General features: G+C 64.5%; 16 protein-coding genes. 6 read left to right on the forward strand and 10 right to left on the reverse strand.

The features are described from left to right. Nucleotides 1-12: 12 nt before the first annotated feature. Genes HGO38_RS02240 through HGO38_RS02250 form a run of 3 tightly spaced genes read right to left on the reverse strand, consistent with a single transcriptional unit; the run spans nt 13 to nt 3,153 of the window. Nucleotides 13-1,101 carry an ABC transporter substrate-binding protein gene (locus HGO38_RS02240; protein ID WP_250954280.1) on the reverse strand — a complete coding sequence of 363 codons (1,089 nt, stop codon included), beginning with the start codon at nt 1,099-1,101 and terminating at the stop codon, nt 13-15. Further along, on the reverse strand, nt 1,098-2,489 hold the full coding sequence (locus HGO38_RS02245; RefSeq protein WP_250954281.1) for a sensor histidine kinase: 1,392 nt from the start codon (nt 2,487-2,489) through the stop codon (nt 1,098-1,100). The genes HGO38_RS02240 and HGO38_RS02245 overlap by 4 nt, the downstream gene beginning before the upstream one ends. Then, complete coding sequence (locus HGO38_RS02250) at nt 2,476-3,153, reverse strand: response regulator transcription factor (protein ID WP_250954282.1); 678 nt, start codon at nt 3,151-3,153, stop codon at nt 2,476-2,478. Before HGO38_RS02250 ends, HGO38_RS02245 begins: the two co-directional genes overlap by 14 nt. A 273-nt stretch (nt 3,154-3,426) precedes the next feature. On the opposite strand from HGO38_RS02250, the gene HGO38_RS02255 reads away from it, so the two are divergent. Both HGO38_RS02255 and HGO38_RS02260 read left to right on the forward strand, forming a co-directional pair. Further along, nucleotides 3,427-3,978 carry a cytochrome b gene (locus HGO38_RS02255; RefSeq protein WP_250954508.1) on the forward strand — a complete coding sequence of 184 codons (552 nt, stop codon included), beginning with the start codon at nt 3,427-3,429 and terminating at the stop codon, nt 3,976-3,978. 23 nt (nt 3,979-4,001) lie between these two features. Beyond that, nucleotides 4,002-4,790: a RibD family protein gene (locus HGO38_RS02260; protein ID WP_250954283.1), complete on the forward strand. Its 789-nt coding sequence runs from the start codon at nt 4,002-4,004 to the stop codon at nt 4,788-4,790. Here the strand turns inward: HGO38_RS02260 and HGO38_RS02265 are convergent. The 4 genes from HGO38_RS02265 to HGO38_RS02280 are packed head-to-tail and all read right to left on the reverse strand — an operon-like array spanning nt 4,746 to nt 8,002. Beyond that, the gene (locus HGO38_RS02265; protein WP_250954284.1) at nt 4,746-5,540 is read right to left on the reverse strand and encodes a class I SAM-dependent methyltransferase; all 795 of its coding nucleotides are present in this window, start codon (nt 5,538-5,540) and stop codon (nt 4,746-4,748) included. The genes HGO38_RS02260 and HGO38_RS02265 overlap by 45 nt on opposite strands. Next, on the reverse strand, nt 5,537-6,580 hold the full coding sequence (locus HGO38_RS02270; RefSeq protein ID WP_250954285.1) for a glycosyltransferase family 4 protein: 1,044 nt from the start codon (nt 6,578-6,580) through the stop codon (nt 5,537-5,539). The genes HGO38_RS02265 and HGO38_RS02270 overlap by 4 nt, the downstream gene beginning before the upstream one ends. Beyond that, the gene (locus HGO38_RS02275; RefSeq protein WP_250954286.1) at nt 6,577-6,975 is read right to left on the reverse strand and encodes a 6-pyruvoyl trahydropterin synthase family protein; all 399 of its coding nucleotides are present in this window, start codon (nt 6,973-6,975) and stop codon (nt 6,577-6,579) included. The genes HGO38_RS02270 and HGO38_RS02275 overlap by 4 nt, the downstream gene beginning before the upstream one ends. A gap of 25 nt (nt 6,976-7,000) precedes the next feature. Beyond that, nucleotides 7,001-8,002, reverse strand: a complete 1,002-nt coding sequence (locus tag HGO38_RS02280; RefSeq protein ID WP_250954287.1) for a zinc-dependent alcohol dehydrogenase — start codon at nt 8,000-8,002, stop codon at nt 7,001-7,003. Nucleotides 8,003-8,265: 263 nt separating this feature from the next. On the opposite strand from HGO38_RS02280, the gene ribA reads away from it, so the two are divergent. Beyond that, a complete protein-coding gene (gene ribA / locus HGO38_RS02285) occupies nt 8,266-9,372 on the forward strand; it encodes a GTP cyclohydrolase II RibA (RefSeq protein WP_250954288.1) in 1,107 nt (368 codons plus the stop codon). A 9-nt stretch (nt 9,373-9,381) separates the two neighbouring features. Next, on the forward strand, nt 9,382-10,161 hold the full coding sequence (locus HGO38_RS02290; RefSeq protein WP_250954289.1) for a CDP-alcohol phosphatidyltransferase family protein: 780 nt from the start codon (nt 9,382-9,384) through the stop codon (nt 10,159-10,161). A gap of 31 nt (nt 10,162-10,192) precedes the next feature. On the opposite strand, the gene HGO38_RS02295 is transcribed toward HGO38_RS02290, so the two are convergent. Next, on the reverse strand, nt 10,193-11,116 hold the full coding sequence (locus HGO38_RS02295) for a lysylphosphatidylglycerol synthase transmembrane domain-containing protein (protein WP_250954290.1): 924 nt from the start codon (nt 11,114-11,116) through the stop codon (nt 10,193-10,195). 74 nt (nt 11,117-11,190) lie between these two features. On the opposite strand from HGO38_RS02295, the gene HGO38_RS02300 reads away from it, so the two are divergent. Next, entirely contained in the window at nt 11,191-12,819 is a 1,629-nt protein-coding gene (locus tag HGO38_RS02300) for a sulfatase-like hydrolase/transferase (protein ID WP_250954291.1), read from the forward strand. Nucleotides 12,820-12,982: 163 nt separating this feature from the next. Continuing rightward, the gene (locus HGO38_RS02305) at nt 12,983-13,387 is read left to right on the forward strand and encodes a helix-turn-helix domain-containing protein (RefSeq protein ID WP_250954292.1); all 405 of its coding nucleotides are present in this window, start codon (nt 12,983-12,985) and stop codon (nt 13,385-13,387) included. Here the strand turns inward: HGO38_RS02305 and HGO38_RS02310 are convergent. Together HGO38_RS02310 and HGO38_RS02315 are read right to left on the reverse strand one after the other, a co-directional pair. After that, the gene (locus HGO38_RS02310; protein WP_250954293.1) at nt 13,384-15,228 is read right to left on the reverse strand and encodes a CHASE2 domain-containing protein; all 1,845 of its coding nucleotides are present in this window, start codon (nt 15,226-15,228) and stop codon (nt 13,384-13,386) included. The two genes, HGO38_RS02305 and HGO38_RS02310, sit on opposite strands and share 4 nt — an antisense overlap. Next, nucleotides 15,225-15,743 carry a FecR domain-containing protein gene (locus tag HGO38_RS02315; protein WP_250954294.1) on the reverse strand — a complete coding sequence of 173 codons (519 nt, stop codon included), beginning with the start codon at nt 15,741-15,743 and terminating at the stop codon, nt 15,225-15,227. The genes HGO38_RS02310 and HGO38_RS02315 overlap by 4 nt, the downstream gene beginning before the upstream one ends. Between the last annotated feature and the right edge of the window lie 24 nt (nt 15,744-15,767).

Raw genomic sequence — 15,767 nt, forward strand, 5'->3', positions numbered from 1 at the left:
TATGTTTTCTGGTCAGGGCTGCGGATGGGCGATCAGGGCCATCCAGTCGTCGATAAATCGCTGGCGCTGCACTTCGTCCTGGGCGGCCAGAAGGGCCGGGCCGATGCGGATCGGGCGGCCGATGCCGGACTCCATCAGGGCCGCCGGCCCGTCGACGCCGGGCGGCAGGGGACCATCTTCCGAGAAGAAGAACGATTTCTCCCGGGCCACCGCCTGACCGCGATCGGACAGAAGGTAATCGAGAAACCGCTCGGCCAGCACACGATTGGCACTCTGGGCCGGAATGAGTGCGCCGCGCGACAGGATCAGCGTATAGTCGCGGGGTATGACGATCTTGATATCGGGATTGAGGCGCGACGCGGCATAGGCGTAGGAGCCGAGAATGTTATAGGCGATGCGCACGTTGCCGCTGGCAATTTCGCCCAGCACTTCACTGTTGCAGCAGCGAATGACGGTGTCCGACCGACTGAGGCTCTCGATCAGCCGGCCATAGACCGTCGGTGCCTGGCGGGCATCGTTGAAGGCCAGCAGATAACCGACGCCGGAGGCCTGGATATCGTAGGTGCCGATCCGGCCGCGATAAAGGTCCGGCTTGCGGCGCAGCAGGTCGGCCAGCGCGTCGTGGGTGCGCGGCACGTCTTCCGGCGGAACGCGGGCGCCGTCATAGACGAAAACCGCCGGCTCGAACGCAAAGCCATAGACCTCTTCACGCCAATTGGCCCAGTCCGGCACCTTCTGCGCCTCCACGGAATGATGCGGAGATGCGCAGCCGTCATTGGCAAGCTTCACCAATTGGTCGACGGAGGACGAGAGCAGGATATCGCCGTGCGGCCGTCCCTCGCGGCAGGCGAGTTCCGATTCCCGAAACAGGTCGTTGCTGACGTAGTCGACAAAGACGACCGCAACATTCGGCGCCGTCTGCTGAAAGTCGAGGAGTATCGGCCGTATGGCATTGAAATCCCAGACACCGTGAACGGTCAGTCTTTCCGTTTCTACCTGCAAGGCCGGCAGGAAGGATTGCTCGCCTTCGACCGCCAGGACTGGACTTGCCCATGACAGGCCAAGCACGACAAGCGATGCCGTCAATGCGGACACTTTCATGATTTATCCTCCTGATGGAGCGGAAGTTCCAGAACGACCGCGAAGCTTTGGGCCTCGGTCTTTTCACGAAACGTCAGGGTGCCGCCGAGCACGGTGGCGACTTCGCAGGCGATCGCAAAGCCGAGACCGGAACTGCCTTCGCCCGATTTGGACGAGACAAAGCGCTTGGTCACATTCTCCCAGTCGGCCGGCGGAATGCCGGGGCCATCGTCCTCCACCTCGACCCGGCCGAAGGCACCGTCGCTCGACACCCGGACCTCCAGGCGCGACAGAGTGCCGTGGCGCAGCGAATTGTCGATGACGTTGACGATCGCCTCGCGCAGGCTGAGCATGTCGCCGAGCACCATCACATCCTCATCCGGCGCCTCGAAGGAGACGATGATATCTGGATCGATGGTGATCGGGATCGCGGCGCGGTAGGCCTTGCGGGTGACGGAGGTCAGGCTGAGGGGCAGCAGTTGCGCCGAATCGAAGCGATGGATCACCATGGCATGGTTCAAGAGCTGGTTGGTAAAGCGGGCAAGCTCGGCGGTGCGGTTGCGCACCCGCGCCAGATGCCGTCGATCCTCCGGTGCCAGGCGCTCCTCGTCGATCAGGCTGACCTGTGCCGAAAGCGCCGTCAGCGGCGTGCGGATCTGGTGAGCGCTGTCGGCGATATAGCGCTGCAGCAGTTTTACCCGCTCGTCCAGGCGGTTCATGAAGTGATTGATCGACGAGACGAAGGGCGACAGCTCGCGGGGCACGGCGACGGTGAGCGGCGTCAGGTCATGGGGCTCGCGCAGCCTGAGCGCCCGCCCCAGTTCCGCCACCGGCTTCAGCGAATAGCGCACGGCCAATATCGTGCCGATCATGGCCAGCGCGCTCATCGCCGCCACCAGGATTGAGGCGCGGGTCGTCAGTTCGGAGGCGAGCGCCTGCCGCGCTTCGGTCGTCTGGGCAATGATCACATAGGCCCAGCCGGACAGAGCGGGATCGGACAGAGCCCGGCCGGTGGCCGCAACGCGCACCGGAACGCCGCGATAATTGGCCGACAGCAGGACCGGGCCGGCGCGGGCGACGGACAGATCCATATCGACCTGCAGGTCGTCATAGCCGGTCAGCGTCAGGCCTGCAGGATCGACGACCCGATAGAAGATCCGGTCGCGGCCGGCCAGTCCCAAAAGCTCGAAGGCTGAGGAGGGCAGGCTGACGGCCAGCCGACCGTCATCGACCACAAGGCTCTCGCGCATCTGGAATGCGGCGCCCAGCAGCAGGCGGTCATAGGCATCGTCGGCGGCGGTGCGGGCATAGAACCAGGCGCCGCTGACCAGCACGGCCGCACCCAGCGCCAGGACCAGCGCCATGCGCAGCACCAGCCGGGAGAAGAGCGAGGATTCACGGCGTTGCATCGGACACCAGTTGGTAGCCGATACCGCGCACCGTGACGATGCGTGCCTTGGCGCCCTCGAGCTTCTTGCGCAGCCGTCCGACATAGAGCTCGATGGCGTTTGGGCCTGCGGCCTCTTCGAAACCGAACAGCTGGTCCAGAAGTTCCTCCTTGCTGAAGACGCGGCCGGGCCTGGATGCAAGGATCTCCAGCAGGGTCATCTCGCGGCGCTTCAGCGTTATCTCCCGCTTGCCGACCCGCACATTGCGGTTGGCGCGGTCGAGGGTCACGTCGCCGCAGGCAATGATATTGGTCGCCTCGCCGCCGGCGCGGCGGCGCATCAGCACCCGGGCGCGGGCCTCCAACTCGCGGAAATCGAAGGGTTTGACCAGGTAATCATCGGCGCCGAGATCGAGCGCGCCGACCCGGTCGTCGATCTCCGAGCGGGCCGTCAGCACCAGGACCGGCACGGTGTTGCGCGCCTGGCGCAGGCGCTTGAGGATCTCGAACCCGTCCATTCCGGGCAGCATGACGTCGAGAATGACCAGGTCGTAGTCGGTAAAATCGAGAATCTCCGATGCCGCCCGGCCGTCCGTCTGCCAGTCGACCGTGTGCCCGATTGTCTCAAATCGGCGAGAGATCGCCTCGCCGACATCGTGAGTATCTTCCACCAGCAATATGCGCATGGGCGGAAGGTGGCACGGAAGATGACGGCAATCAAGCGCTGAGCCGCCCATTGTCGACCGCCGGCTCGACCCATGCGCTTTGTCGGTGCTCGCACCGATTTGCACGGAGAGGCAATTTTCCTGCACGCATCGTCATTTGCACTTAAGCACTTGACGAATTAAGCTGCCACGCGGGGCCGGCGACTTTGACCCGCGTTGACCCTGGCGTGCTTTTTTCGAGGTTTCACAGGTCAATGGCGGGAATTGCTCATGTCCAGGAACGGCGAAACCAACATGCTGTCAAAGGCCCTCTGTCCGTCCGAGACGGTGATCCGCGTCGAGCGCTACCCGGCGACGTCGCGCCTGCTGCACTGGTTGGTTGCCGCCCTCGTTCTTATCACATGGCCGCTCGGCTTCTTCATCCAGTTCACCAAGAAGGAAGTGTCGCTGGATTTCTACCTGATCCACGAGAGCTTCGGATTCCTGGTGCTGTGGCTGATGCTTTTGCGCGTCGGCAACAGGCTGATGGCCCGGCCGCCGCAGCCGCAGGGACCAGCGATCGAGCGCCTGGCGGCCTCCACCGTGCACGGCCTGCTCTATGTCTTCCTGATCGTCATGCCGGTCAGCGGTTTCCTTGCGACCAACGCCCACGGCTTTCCGCTCGTCTGGTTCGGCCTGGTGCCGGTGTGGAGCCCGCTGGACAAGGCGCCCGACATTGCCTGGAGCCTGTCGGCGATCCATGCCTGGAGCGCATGGATCCTTTTGCTGCTCTTTGCGTTGCATATCGGGGCTGTGCTGCTTCATCATGTGATCAAGCGCGACAACACCCTGTACCGGATCGTGTAGGGCTTACAATGCAAAGCATGGTGATGACAGAGACGATATGGCAGCGGTTGCTGGCCCTTCGGCAGGGAGCATCCAGCCTGGCCTCCAGCAGTGCGGCCGAAGACCTTTATGGGCCGATCGCCGGCGCGCGCGGTGCCTTCGTGCTGGCGCAGGTCGGGCAGTCGCTGGACGGTCGCATTGCCACGCCCGCGGGCGATGCGCGCGATGTATCGGGGCCGGACGGCCTTTCGCATCTGCATCGCTGCCGGGCACTGGTCGATGCGGTGATCGTCGGTGTCGGAACCGTGCGAGCCGACGATCCGAAACTGTCGGTCAGAATGGTCGAGGGGCCCGCGCCGGTGCGCGTCGTTGTCGACTGCCACGCGGTGCTGGAGGGTGATGAAAGCCTGTTCCACGACGGCGGGGCACCGGTCATCGTGCTGCGCAGCGCCAATGCGAAGGGCCGGCCGCTGCCGAAGGCGGAAGTGATCCGTCTGCAGCTCAAAGCTTGCGGACTCGACCCCAAGGACATGCTCGATGCCCTGGCGGAGCGCCACCTGCATCGGGTGCTTGTCGAAGGTGGGGCCCGCACTATCGCGCGCTTCATCGATGCCGGTCTCGTCGACCGGCTGCATGTAGCGATTTCTCCGATCATCATCGGCTCAGGTCCGAGCGGCATCACATTGCCGCCGATCGAGCGGCTGGCCGGCGCACACCGCCCGGTCACCGATGTCTACAGTCTCGGCAGCGATATCCTGTTCGACTGCCGGCTGGAACGGCGCCGCGCCTCAGAGCGGCAGAGCGAGCAGGTCCGCATGGCCCACCAGGCATAGGCTGCCGGCTTCGCCGACCATGTCCCGGCGGTAGCCAAGCCATTCGTCGATCTTGGCCTCAGGCAGATCTTTCATCTCCAGGAGCGGTTGGCGCAATCCGTTCAGCAATTCGATCTGCAGGGCGCGCGAATTGGCGTCCAGCCGCCAGGGACTGTCTTCAATCTTGACGCGGAAACCGCGCGCCGTCAGAACGCGGGTCAGGCAATCCGTGGCATCCGGGCCGAGCGCCGTCCCAAGCCCCTTGTCGGTGCGCTGATGCCGGTTGAACAGGTCGACGATCTCACCATCGAGCGGATGGGGCAGTGACCAGTGCATCAACCCATTATAGTTCAAAGCCGCATAAAGACCGATCCGCGCCGATGCGAGCCGGTCGGCAAGGTCGGTACACAGTTGCTCCGAACACAGATCGAACAGGGCAGATGCGGTGACGACGTCCACGCCGTCCAAAGGAAGGGCTGCGATGTCGTTCAGATCGTGCTGGAGGAACCCGACTTTGCTGTTTAAGCCAATCTGGCGCGCCGCCTCTTGCAGCAGGGTGGGATCGTAGTCGAGCAAGTGCCAGTTCACGTCTCCCGGGAGCCGATCGCTGAGGCTGCGCCAGGTCGAGCCCGTGCCACACCCGATGTCGAGAATGCGCGCATTCTCCAAACTGGCGAGATGGCCGGCCAGATCCTGCACCAGAGCGCCGTGCCGGGCCGCGATATCGGCCGGCTCGCGCAGCGCCAGCCAGGTCTTGTCAAATCCGCTCATGCCTGTGCTCTCAACGTGGACGCGATAATCTCTGTCGTTGTGTCCCAGCCTGGCAACGCCAACCCGGCGCGCCGTGCCGCTGCGGCCTTGGCGCGACGCAGGGGCTTGTCGGTCAGCAGGCTTTCAAGCGCCTTGGCAAAGGCGTCGATATCGTCGACCGGGACCAGGATTCCGGCGTCTTCCGGCACGACGTCGGGAATGGCACCGGTCCGGCAGGCGACGATCGGCAGGCCCTGCGACAGGGCTTCGGCGAAAACCATGCCATAGCCTTCGAAGCGGCTGGCCAGGGCGAAGATGTCGGCATCCGCCAGCAGTGCGCGCGGTTGATCGCATTCGCCGGCCAGCGAAATCCGATCGGCCAAGCCCAGGGCATCGACCTGCTGGCGCAGGCTCGCGGCGACCTCCGGGTTGAGGGTCTTGCTGCCGACGATCGTCGCCCGCCAGGCCAGATGCTTGACCTGCTTCAGCGCCGATATCAGCACGTCATGGCCCTTGCGCTGTATCAAGGTGCCGATCGACAGAATATGTGGCGGATCGTTGTCACCGGTGGCAGCCGCTGCCGGATCGGTGCCCGGAATAGCCACCGTGATGCGGTGCGGCTCCACGCCGAAATGGGTCTGCAGCTCGCGGGCCGTCATCGGCGAGGTCACGATGATATGGCGGGCGAAGGATAACGCGCGGCGTTCGCAGTCGTGAAGCAGGCTCTGCTGGCGCAGGTCAAGACCGGTCTCGAGCGCCAGCGGATGATGGACGAGCGCGACTATGCGCAGGCGTGCTGCTTCACGCTCGGCCCATTCGTCGAGCACGCCATAGGCAAGGCCGTCGATGACAACGAGCGCACCATCCGGCAGTGCCGACAGCCGGCGCTCCGCCTCCTGCTTTATCTTAAGGGAGGGAGCGGGAAAGCCTTCCCCTAACGGCAGGGCCTCGACCGTCCAGCCGCCTCTGCCGAGACCGTCGATCACCCGGCGATCATAGGCGTAGCCGCCGGTATTCAGAGCGAGGTCGCCGGGATAGGCAAAGGTCAGGCCAGCGCTCAAAGGTCGGCCTCGTACCAGCCGCGGGCAGCATGGGATTCGTGCAGGGTCACTTTGAGCCGGCAGATGCGGTGGCTTCCCGGTCCGAGCCGCTTGTCGGCAACGGCCTGGGCCAGTTCGTCGAAAATATGCTTGGCGATCACCTCCGTCGTGGTGATCTTGCCGGTGAAGACAGTGACCTCGTCGAGATTTTTATAGTTGAGCGGCTTCAGCACCTCGCCCAGAACCGTGGTGGCGGCGCCAATGTCGACCGCCAGCCCGTCCTCGTCGACATCGCGGGTGAAAAAGGCGGCATCGACCACGAAGGTGGCGCCATGCATGCCCTGGGCGGGCCCGAAAACCGGGCGGGCCAGACTGTGGGCAATCATGATGTGATCTCGGACTTCAACGGCAAACATGGTGTCTCACTCTTCGCTATGACTGTCAGTAACGGATACGATGACAAAGGGTTTCCGGATCGGCCAGGATGGCCGGATAGGCGTTCTCAAGCTCGTTAAAGACGGTTTCGCCGGAGATCAGGGTATCGAGGCAGGCGTCACGCAACAGGTCGAGCGCCTTGGCAAGCCGTCTGGCATAGGTCCAGCGGGCCCGCCTTGCCGGCGGCACGGAGCCCACCTGCGAGCTGACGATGGTCAGCCGGCGGGCATGAAAGGCGCCGCCGAGCGGCAGGCTGACGGGCCTGTCGCCGTGCCAGCTTGCCTCGACGATCCGCGCCTCCTGCCCGGCCAGCTCAATGGCCTGGGCCAGCGCTTCGGCGGATCCGGACGCATTGATGGCCACGTCGAATTCGCCAGCCACCTGTTCGCCATAGGAAAAGCCGATGCCGAGCCGATCGGCCAGGGTTTGTCTCTCCGGGTTGGGATCCATCAGCAGGACGTCGGTGCCGACGATCCGCGATGCGAGATAGGCCACCAGCGCACCAACCACGCCGGCGCCGAAGACGGCCACCCGGTCTCCCGGCAGAATATCGGCGTCCCAGACAATGTTCAGCGCCGTCTCCATATTGGCGGCCAGCACGGCCCGGGCGGGCGGCAAACCGTCGGGCAGGGCGGTCACGCTAGCCTCACCGACGGTAAACAAATCTTGATGGGGATGGAGGCAGAATACGGTCTTGCCAATCAGCGCTGCACTGCCGGCCTCGACCCGCCCGACGGCCGAATAGCCGTATTTTACCGGAAAGGGGAATTGTCCGGCCATATGGGGGCCGCGCATGCGCTCGAATTCGCTCGGGGGAACGCGGCCGTTGAACACGAGGTTCTCCGTGCCCCGGCTGATGCCGCTGTACAGCATGCGCACCAGCACCTCGCCTTCTTTCAGCGGCGGCAGGCCCTCCTCCTGCACTTGGCACGTGCCGGCGGCCGGAAACCACAAGGCGCGTGCGCTTTGCGCCTGCGCCATGCCGGCTGCCTTTGTGTCGAGGTTCATCGGTCGTCTCCTTGGGCATGCGGATACGAGGCCTCGCATTCGCACATGGCGCTACGGCTGTCGCGCCGGCCGCTGGGATTAGGTATCACGGCCTACCGGGTCGGCAGTTGGGTATCCGTGCATATGTCTTGTCATTTCGTGCAGGGATCGAGATTGTCCATAGCAGTCGGCCGTAAAAAATCCGACATGTAAGACGCAACTTAAATGATCCGGCAGGGGTTTCCCCTCGTAAGGCTTCGTGCTGGACATTTTGGAGGATATGAATGACACCGCCTGACGATTATGGTTTTGGGTTTGTCTCGCCTGCAATGCAGGTCGAACGCGCCGTTGCCGAGTTGCGGTTCGGGCGACCGGTCATCTTACGGGATGGCTCAAAGCATTTGGCTGTGCTGGCGCTCGATAGCGCTGCACCGTCGCTCTACGATCAATTCGCCGCCGCAGTCGGTGGCACGCATTCGCTGTTTCTCACATCGCACCGCGCCGCCCGGCTGTTGCCGGCGGCGCGCGGCGACATATCGGTACCGCTCGACGGGGTTTCGTTTGCGCAGGCGTCGCGGCTCGCCTACGGGCTTCGGGCTCGGGCTCCCGCCGTCTGGCATGAGGCCGGCCCTTTGATGGGCGCCTCGGCCGAACTGGCGCGGCAGGCCCTGCTGCTGCCGGCCATGGTCTGCGCCGAAATCGACGGTCTCGACAGCCGCTTTGCAGCCTGCTGCACGCTGGACAGGCAGCACCTTGCCGCCACCGATACCGCCCGCCAGACCTTCAACATCGTCGTGCGCACCCGCGTGCCGCTGCGCGATCTCGGCGATGCCGAATTCGTCGTCTTCCGCGGTGGCCTGGCGCAGAAGGACCAGGTCGCCATCGTGGTCGGACAACCCGATTTCAGCGCCCCGGTGCCGATCCGCGTGCATTCGTCGTGCATCACGGGCGACCTTTGCGGCTCGCTGAAATGCGATTGCGGCGATCAGTTGCGCAACGGGCTTGCGGACATGAAGGCACTGGGCGGCGGCGTGCTGCTTTATCTCGATCAGGAAGGTCGCGGCACCGGTATCGGCGCCAAGATGCGGGCCTATGGATACCAGCATCTCGGGCTGGATACGATCGATGCCGATGCGGAACTTGGCTATGGCAGCGATCACCGCCGCTACGAGGCGGCAATCGCCATGCTGCGCTTGCTCGGCATCGAAAAAACCATCATCTTCACCAACAATCCGGCCAAGATCGCAGCGCTTGCCGAGGGCGGTATCGAGGTGCACAGCCGCATGGCGGTGACCGGCGAGGTCACGGTTGAAAATGCCGGTTACTTGGCGACCAAGCGGGCGCGCGCCGGTCATATGCTGGAGATCGAGAAGCTTCTGGCCGCGGAATAGGACATAAGGATGCTGTCGAACAAACGATCCGCCGCGCGTGCCGCTGTGATGGCGCGTGCACCATCGCCAGCGCTCAAGGCCAGTGCGCTGATCGTTCTCGGCAGCATCTTTGCCGCGGCCTGCGTCAGCTATCTTGTGGCCGCGACCCAGCTTTCGCTTGGCAGCAAGGCGGTCGTCGCCGCTCTGGCGCTTCTTCTGCTGATCTTTGCACTGGTCATCAAGGGTCTGCATCTCCACCGCTTTGAACGCTTCGGTCTTGCCAATGCGATCACGGCGATCCGCGCCGCGCTGGTCTGCATGGTCGCGGCGGCGGTGTGCTTTGCCGGCCTGCCGCAGAGTGCCGAATCGACGCTCTGGGCCTTCATGTTCATCGTGCTCGCGGCCTTTGCGCTCGATGGGGTCGACGGTTACCTGGCCCGCCGCTATGGCCAGGAATCCGAGCTCGGGGCGCGGTTCGACATGGAAGTGGACGCGCTGCTGATCCTCTGCCTGTCGGCGGCGGCGTGTCTGCTCGGCAAGGCAGGATCCTGGGTGCTGCTGATCGGATTGATGCGCTACGGTTTCGTGCTGATGCAGGTCGTGCTGCCGCATCTCAATGCACCTTTGCCGCCGTCGTTTCGTCGCAAGCTTGTCTGCGTCATCCAGGTCGGCGTCCTGTGCCTGGTCCTTGTTCCGGGCATCGCTCCCCCGGTCTCGTCATGGTTTGCCGCCATGGCACTGCTTCTGCTCGGCTATTCTTTTCTCGTCGATGGCCTCTACCTGCTGAAAACCGCGAATGCGCGCCGCTGAGCGGCCTTGCCGGAGCGAGGCCATGAGGCCGCTATTTGCGCCGTTGCCGCCCACCGATCAACGAGACCGCCAGCACACACAGGCCGGGAAGGGCGGTGCCGGCGAGCGAGAAGATTCCATAGAGCAGACTTGCGGCGAGGCCCTGAGCAGCGGTGAAACCGAAGAGCGGCCAGAGGGCGGCAGCGGCCGCTTCACGGCCTCCCCAACCGCCGATGCCGATCGGGATCAGCATGGTCAGCAGGCAGAGCGGCACCGCGGTGACGGCAGCGATCGCCGGCAGCGGCGCGCCGACCGCATCGGAGGCAATCAGGAACGTGCAGACATAGCTGGCGACGATCAGGGTGCTGAGGCCTGCCTGAACAACGAAGGCACCGTCTTTCCAGAAGGCTGCCTCGAGGTCGGGACCAAACTTGGCAATGCGGTTTTTCAGCGGCGCGCGGAACCAGGTGGCCGCGACGCCGAGCATCGCAAGGGCGACCAGCACCACCCACACCGCAGGCCAGGGATCCATCGGCAGTTGTCCCGGCAGAAAGACCAGCCAGGCAATCACGCCAAGGCCCGTCAGCGTAAAAAAGGCGAGCTGACCGGACAGCCGCTCCAGCACCACGGCGGTCGCCGCCCGTTTCCATCCGCCGGAACTGTCCTCTTTGATGCGGTAGACGCGTGCCGCATCGCCGGCGATGCCGCCCGGCAGGATCTGGTTCAGCACGCTGCCGAGATAATATTCGCGCACCGCAACCGCCACCGGGATGGCATGGCCAAGCCTGGTGGCGGTAAAGCGCCAGCGCAGCGCCGACAGCACGATCTGCACCTGGACCACCAGCATCGCGGCAAAAATGTGCCCCGGCGGCACCCGGCCGAGGGCGTCGATCACTCCGGCCGGATCGACGGCAAAAATCAGTCCAACCACCAGCAGCAGGCCGGCGATGATTGCCAAGGCTCTCAGCTTGCGCATGGCCGTCTCATCTCGGCATGGTCGGTCAACATGATTCTCCAGGCAAGACGGTGAGCTGAATGAGGCGGGATGGATTGAAAGATTGGCGCAAACCTGTCTCCGGCTGGAAGGGCGCGCTTTCGGTCGCCCTTTTCGCCGTCATCGGTTTTGCTTCCTGCACCATGCCCGACAATCCGGACGCCTTTCATCTCTTGGCGTTCTGGCGCCTGCCGATCGAACTGCCGCTGGTCGCACTGGCCTTGCTGCTGCTGCCGCGATGGTTGGCGGTTCCTCTCGCGGTTCTTGCCACGTTTGTGATCTTTTGTCTGCTGTTTCTGAAGCTTGGGGACATCGGCGTGCTGTCGGCATTCCAGCGGCGCTTCAATCCTTATCTCGACATGAAGATGCTGCTCGACGGCTGGAATGTGCTGTCCGGAGCGGTCGGCAAGCTCGGCGCCGGTCTGGCGATTGGCCTGGCCGCGGGCGCCATCGCAACGCTGATGGCCGCGTTCTGCTGGTCCTGCCTGCAGATGACGCGGCTCGGCCGGGGGGCACAGCGGGCAGCGGCTGCCGGATTTGCAATTCTACTCGCCCTGGGTTTCGGACTGGCGACGGCCGGATCGCGGGCCGGGCTGGCGGATATTGCCGAATTGCGGGTGGCACCTTATCTGCGAGAGCGTCTGTCGCTGGTCGCCCGCTCGATCGCCGATATAAGGGTCTTCGAGGCCGAACTCGCAGCCCGTCCCGGATATGCCGGCGGCGAGGGGCTGTTTGGCCGCATCAAGGGACGCGACGTGATCCTCGTCTTCATCGAATCCTATGGGCGCAGCGCTATCGAGGATCCGCGCTATGGCGGGCTGGTCAGGCCGCGCCTTGAGACCCTGGAGCGTCAGCTCCAATCGGCGGGTTACTCCACCGCCAGCGGCTGGGCACGTTCGCCAACCGTCGGCGGGCTGAGCTGGCTTGCGCACGGAACGCTGCTGTCGGGCCTGTGGGTCGATAGCCAGGCGCGCTATGATCTCCTGATGAAAAGCCAGCGGACAAGCCTCAACCGCTTGTTTGGCGATGCCGGATGGCAGACGGCGGCAATCATGCCGGCCATCACCATGGATTGGCCGGAGTCTGCCTATTTCGGCTATGACCGGGTCCTTGCGGCCAAAGACCTCGGCTATCGCGGCAAATCCTTCAACTGGGTGACCATGCCGGACCAGTATACGCTGTCGGCCTTTGAGCGCCTGGCCCTTGAGCCGGCTCGCAAGGATGGCAAGCCCGTGATGGCCGAGATCGCCCTGATTTCCAGCCACGCGCCCTGGACGCCGGTGCCGAAGCTGATCGATTGGCAAACCGTCGGCGACGGCACCGTTTTCAACGTCCAGGCCGATAGCGGCGATCCGCCCGAAGTGGTCTGGGCCGATCCCGACCGAGTCCGCCGGCACTATGCCGAAACCATCGATTACACGTTGCAGACCCTGGGCGATTATATCGCCCGTTTCGGCCGCGACGCTGTTTTCGTGGTGCTCGGCGATCACCAGCCCGCGGCGCTGGTCACCGGACCAGATGCTTCGCGCGCCGTGCCGATCCATATTGTCAGCCGCGATGCGGCGCTGGTCGAAGGTTTCGTCACGGAGGGTTTTGCCACCGGCATGATCCCGGATCCGGCCGCTCCCGAACCTTCGATGGCCGACATGCGCGAAAGCCTGATCCGGGGCTTCAGCGCACGGTGAGGCCTCATCGAGGCGCGAGATGTCAACGGGTGGTCCGCTCCATAGACCACGTTCTGTTCCTTCATTGTGACGCGCATGACAGCGCGGACGGCCTCGCTTGCGGTTTTATGGGCTCTCACGCCGCGAAGTCGGCAAGCCGGACGGAACAGAGGGAGCCATGATCATGGGAGCGCTGCAAACAAGGGGCCAGGACGTCGATTTGCCGATCAAGGACCGCTTCACCCCCTTCGTCCGACGAGACCATTCCGTCAGCCGGATCGAGACGGCCTGCCACTACATCGATGCGCATCTTGCCGCTGCGGATCTCGGGGCGGAGCGGCTCTGCCGGGTCCTGGCCGTGTCGCGCCGCAAGCTCTATTATCTGTTCGAACCCTTCGGCGGTGTGTCGAGGTTCATCCGTGAGCGGCGCCTGGCCGCCTGTCATCGTATCCTCAGGCAAGGAGAAGACGCGCGGCTGATCAGCACGCTTGCCTATGATCACGGATTTTCCGATCCGGCCCATTTCAGCCGGCTGTTTCGGGCGCGCTACGGCTATAGTCCAAAAGAGGCGCGCAGGACGACAGCTTAAACAGACCGGGCATCGGACGCTGACCAGACTGCGACCTCGATCGATTGCACGCGCCCCCTGATCTCGACCCGCTCGAACTGACGTCCTCCCGACAACAGTTCCGCCTCCAGCCCTGCGGCCCGAACCAGATCCGATGACAGCGCGACCGAGGCGGCGCGGGAGCGCGCGACCTCCATCAAGCGGCTCGCCACGTTGACGCAATCGCCGGTCGCGGCGATCTGCTGGTGGTTTTCATGGCCAAGACGCGACAGCACGACCGGTCCATAGTGGACGCCGACGCGAACGGTGCTGATGTCAGGGTCCATTGCGGTCGTGGCCAGCCATAAGCCGACCGCCCGAACGAGGCCAAACGCTGTCGACACGGCATTGGCTGCATCCTCAGCAGTCTGGTCCGGGATGCCGAAGCCGATCATGATGCCGTCGCCCATGAAATCCATCACCAGCCCATGGCGCCGCTCGGTCTCTTCAACGACGATGGTGTGGAAGGCCTTCAGCACATCGCGGGTTCGTCTCGGGCCGAGGCGTTCGCTGAGGCCGGTATAGCCGACGAGATCGATGAACAGGATCGCGGCAGGCTGTTCCCGCGGTTCGACAAGAAACGTCGGATCTCCGGCGATGCGCTTCGACAGGGTTCCCGCCTGGAAGCGTCCAAGCGCCGCCCGGCTGGATGCCAGTTGCCGCATTTCGGTGCGATCGAAGATCTGCCGGAGGACAGCCAAAGCGGCGACCGGCGGAAGGCTTGCGGCCAGGGGCAGGGCGGCGCTTAGCCAGTAGAACTGCCCGAAGGCCAGGGTGATGGCGGCAAACCAACTGACCAGAAGGCTGGCAAACACCATCGACGCGCCCGCCAGCGGCAGAAAGGCCACGACGGCGACACCGACAAGCGTGATCAGCATGGCGGTTGCCGCGTCGATCCGGCGAACCGTCCGGTCGCGCACCAGTGCCGATCCGTCGATGAGGTTCGAGACCCCCGTTGCCAGCACTTCGACACCCGGCAGGATCGGATCGAAGGGCGTCGAGAAGCGGTCTCCGACGCCGGTGGCCGTGACGCCCAGCAGCACCAGCCGGTTCTTCAGGCTTTGCCCGGCGTCCGGGTCGTTCATCAGGTCGAGCGCGCTGATGGTTCGGATCGTCCCGCTGCCGCCATAATAATTGAGTGGCAGATGCCAGCCGAGATCGAGCGCCATCGCGCGCTGGCGAAATCGCAAACCTTCTGCGGTCACGCTCGGCATCTGGCCCTCGTAGAGGCCGGCAGCGCGCAGGACAAGCGAGGGTTCTGGGCCTTCTGCCGTTTGAAACAGCATGGGAACATGGCGCGGCGTGCCGCCGGCGTCGGCCACGACATTGGCCAGACCGGCTGCCGCGGCATTGCTCAAGAGCGGCAGCGGTTTCAACACCTCGGTCGGGGCGGGGACATACAGGGTGTGGCTGTTCGCGTCGGAAAATTGCCCAGCCCCGGCCAATACGGCCGGCAGGCGGCTCAGGGCCGTGGCGAGCGCCGTATCGGCCTGGCCGTCCGTTGCGCCGACCAATAGCATGTCGACGGCCAGGGCCCGCGCCCCGGCAAGCCTGATCCTGTCGATCAGTGCGGCCAATTGCCGGCGGTCGAGCGGATAGCGTCCGGCATCGGCCACCATGGCATCGTCGACGGTGACGATCGCAACCGCGTCCGGCGCCGCGCGGCGGCCGGTCAGGGCGATCCGGGCGTCCAGGAAAATGGTTTCGGCCCGGTCCATGAGGCTCGCTCGGCCGGAAAGATGCACCATGGCCAGCAGCCCGGCCCAGACGCCTGCGGCGACAAATGCCGCAAGAATGACGCCGAGCGGCAGGCTGCTTTTCATCGCGCGAAGCGGGCAAGCAGACCGGCCACCCGTGGCTGACCCCAGACCCTCACCTGCAAGGGCTGTGCTGCCGATACATCCACGCCCTCGCCGGGGCTAAGGGAGACCGCCTGCGAACCGTCGGCGCGGGACACCGCAACCTCGCCACGCAGGACGAAGACCGACGTTGCCTCCCCCGTCACATCGACGGCATAGATTGTGCCGCGCACGGCGGCGATCGCATGGGGTGTCAGGATCTGGAACGGGCCACTGCCGGGCGCGACTTCGATCAGCACCGCCTTGCCCGACAGGCTGGCGGCGGCAGGGCCGGTGCTGCCAGGTTGCTGTTGCAGTTCGAGGTCGGCGGCGGCTTCCGCCTCGAGCACGAGGCCATTTGGGCAGCGATAGACGATGCGGGGCGGATCGAGCACATCTTCACGCTGGCAAGACGCGTCCTGGGCCATGGACGTGGCGGGCACCGAAAGGCAGGAGAATATCAACAATGCCAGCAGATTTGCACAGGACACGGTTCTCACGAGATTTCCTCAAAGTTGCCTGAA

The sequence above is a fragment of the Rhizobium sp. CG5 genome (assembly GCF_023701945.1).
Lineage (GTDB): Bacteria > Pseudomonadota > Alphaproteobacteria > Rhizobiales > Rhizobiaceae > Allorhizobium.

What these genes read in the sequence shown, in the direction of transcription:
- HGO38_RS02265 (WP_250954284.1), bottom strand. Translation starts at nt 5,540, where the DNA reads ATGAGCGGATTTGACAAGACCTGGCTGGCGCTGCGCGAGCCGGCCGAT.
- HGO38_RS02305 (WP_250954292.1), top strand. Translation starts at nt 12,983, where the DNA reads ATGGGAGCGCTGCAAACAAGGGGCCAGGACGTCGATTTGCCGATCAAG.
- HGO38_RS02280 (WP_250954287.1), bottom strand. Translation starts at nt 8,002, where the DNA reads ATGAACCTCGACACAAAGGCAGCCGGCATGGCGCAGGCGCAAAGCGCA.
- HGO38_RS02255 (WP_250954508.1), top strand. Translation starts at nt 3,427, where the DNA reads ATGCTGTCAAAGGCCCTCTGTCCGTCCGAGACGGTGATCCGCGTCGAG.
- HGO38_RS02295 (WP_250954290.1), bottom strand. Translation starts at nt 11,116, where the DNA reads ATGCGCAAGCTGAGAGCCTTGGCAATCATCGCCGGCCTGCTGCTGGTG.
- HGO38_RS02260 (WP_250954283.1), top strand. Translation starts at nt 4,002, where the DNA reads ATGACAGAGACGATATGGCAGCGGTTGCTGGCCCTTCGGCAGGGAGCA.
- HGO38_RS02310 (WP_250954293.1), bottom strand. Translation starts at nt 15,228, where the DNA reads ATGAAAAGCAGCCTGCCGCTCGGCGTCATTCTTGCGGCATTTGTCGCC.
- HGO38_RS02250 (WP_250954282.1), bottom strand. Translation starts at nt 3,153, where the DNA reads ATGCGCATATTGCTGGTGGAAGATACTCACGATGTCGGCGAGGCGATC.
- ribA (WP_250954288.1), top strand. Translation starts at nt 8,266, where the DNA reads ATGACACCGCCTGACGATTATGGTTTTGGGTTTGTCTCGCCTGCAATG.
- HGO38_RS02290 (WP_250954289.1), top strand. Translation starts at nt 9,382, where the DNA reads ATGCTGTCGAACAAACGATCCGCCGCGCGTGCCGCTGTGATGGCGCGT.
- HGO38_RS02240 (WP_250954280.1), bottom strand. Translation starts at nt 1,101, where the DNA reads ATGAAAGTGTCCGCATTGACGGCATCGCTTGTCGTGCTTGGCCTGTCA.
- HGO38_RS02275 (WP_250954286.1), bottom strand. Translation starts at nt 6,975, where the DNA reads ATGTTTGCCGTTGAAGTCCGAGATCACATCATGATTGCCCACAGTCTG.
- HGO38_RS02245 (WP_250954281.1), bottom strand. Translation starts at nt 2,489, where the DNA reads ATGCAACGCCGTGAATCCTCGCTCTTCTCCCGGCTGGTGCTGCGCATG.